This is a genomic window from Dietzia sp. SLG310A2-38A2 (assembly GCF_014145095.1).
GTDB lineage: Bacteria > Actinomycetota > Actinomycetes > Mycobacteriales > Mycobacteriaceae > Dietzia.
This window is the reverse complement of the sequence record NZ_JAALDX010000403.1, coordinates 1-2021: the sequence shown is the minus strand read 5'-3', so window position 1 is coordinate 2021 and position 2021 is coordinate 1. Positions and strand designations below refer to the sequence as shown.

Annotated in this window: 2 protein-coding genes; one reads left to right on the top strand and one right to left on the bottom strand. The window is 69.2% G+C overall.

The features are described from left to right. Window positions 1–32: 32 nt before the first annotated feature. Complete coding sequence (locus tag G6027_RS13835) at window positions 33–482, bottom strand: hypothetical protein (protein WP_182637672.1); 450 nt, start codon at window positions 480–482, stop codon at window positions 33–35. Window positions 483–633: 151 nt separating this feature from the next. Here G6027_RS13835 and G6027_RS13830 point away from each other — a divergent pair. Beyond that, on the top strand, window positions 634–2021 hold a 1388-nt coding region (locus G6027_RS13830; protein ID WP_241727130.1), incomplete at its 3' end, for a M1 family metallopeptidase.

The following is a 2021-nucleotide window of genomic DNA, read 5'->3' as shown; positions in this document are numbered from 1 at the left end:
GGCGGGGGCGGGGGCGTCGCCCTCCGGGCCGGTCACCGGGAGACACCCCGTCGTGCGATGCGCGCGGCGGCGACCAGTCCGGGAACCGCCACCAGCACCGCGCCGAGGAGGTACCACCAGGGGGTGAGGCCGATCGTGGTGCGGATGACGTGCAACCCGGTGACGACGACGAGAACCATCGCTCCGGAGCCCGCCACCCCCAAGAGGTACGTCCGGGCCGAGCCGCGTGGGCTGGCGCCGATCGACCGCCGCTGCCAGAAGATCACGGCGAACAGCAGCACCACGTACGGCACCATCGCCCAGTTGGAGAACATGATCGCGATGGTCCCGGCACCCATCACCGCCGCGATGACGGCGGCGAACCAGGCGAAGATCCGGGCGTCGCGCGTGGAGCTGACCGGCGGGCGCCCCTCGACCTCCGCGAGGAGCCGGGCGGCCTCGGTGCGATCGACCGCGCCGGTGGTGGGGTTCTCCGTGGTCATGTCGACGCCTTCCTCGTGACGGTCCCGGGAGTGTCCACCCGGGCGATGACTCAACCATAGGCAACTACTTTCCGAATTGGCAAGTACTTTCCACCCACTGGACGTCGGGGCCGGTGCCGATCCCCCCGGGTCCACTACACTCGCGCGGGTCATGGAATTGAAGGCAGTCAAGAAGGACCTCATCGCCAAGATCGCAGCCCCCCGCGATTCGTCGCGCGCCGATCCGGTCGACCCCTACCTGCCCAGCGCCGGGAACCACGGGTACCGGGTGACCCGGTACGAACTGGACCTCACCTACAAGATGAGCTCCAACAACCTGCGTGGCCAGGCCGTGATCACCGCCACGGCCACCGAACCGCTCGAGTCCGTGCAGCTCGACCTGTCCCCCCACCTCGATGTCTCCAAGGTGTCGCTCGACCGCGGCCGGGTCGCCAGGTACAGCCGGCCGCGGGGCAAACTCACCGTCACCCCGACCGAGCCGATCCCCGTAGGTGCCGCGTTCACTCTGACCATCCGGTACGCGGGCAACCCGCGCCCGATCCGCGGAGCCTGGGGTGAGGTCGGCTGGGAGGAACTGACCGACGGGGTCCTGGTGGCCAACCAGCCCAACGGCGCCGCCAGCTGGTTCCCGTGCGACGACCACCCGTCGTCCAAGGCCCCGTTCCGGATCCGCCTCACCACGGACTCCCCCTACCGCGCCGTCGTGACCGGTTCGCTGGTGGGCAAAAAGCGCAGCGGCAGCACCACCACGTGGGAGTTCGACCTACCGCAGCCCACCTCCACCTACCTCGTGACCATCAACCTGGGGCAGTACGAGCACCTGGAGGTGACGGGTGGGGCGGCGCCGTTCCACGCCTACCTGCCCGCGGACCTCAAGCGGGACTTCCGGGTGGCGTTCGCCCGCCAGGTCGAGATGATCGACGTCTTCACCGACCTGTTCGGCCCGTACCCGTTCGATGAGTACAAGGTGGTGGTGACCGACGACGAGCTGGAGATCCCCCTCGAGGCGATGGGAATGTCCACGTTCGGTCGCAACACCGCCGAGGCGGGCACAGGCGACGAGCGGTTGATCGCCCACGAACTCGCCCACCAGTGGTTCGGCAACGCCGTCACCGCCGCCGAATGGAAGCACATCTGGCTCCACGAGGGCTTCGCCTGCTACGCCGAGTGGCTGTGGACCGAGTTCTCCGGCGGCGCGGACGCGGGCAGCCACGCGCTGCGCTACTACTCCAAGCTGCAGAACTCGCCGCAGGATCTGCTCCTGGCGGACCCCGGTCCCAAGGACATGTTCGACGACCGGGTCTACAAGCGCGGGGCGCTCACCCTGCACGCCCTCCGCCTGACGATCGGCGACGAGCAGTTCTTCCAGCTGCTGCGCGACTGGGTGACCAAGTACTCGGGCGCGACCGCGACCACCGACGACTTCCTGCACATGGCAGCCGACCACTCCCCCGTGGACCTGCGGCCCCTGTGGGCCGCGTGGCTGTTCTCGGAACCACTGCCACCCACCCTCGGCATGCCCGATGACCACGCCGGCCG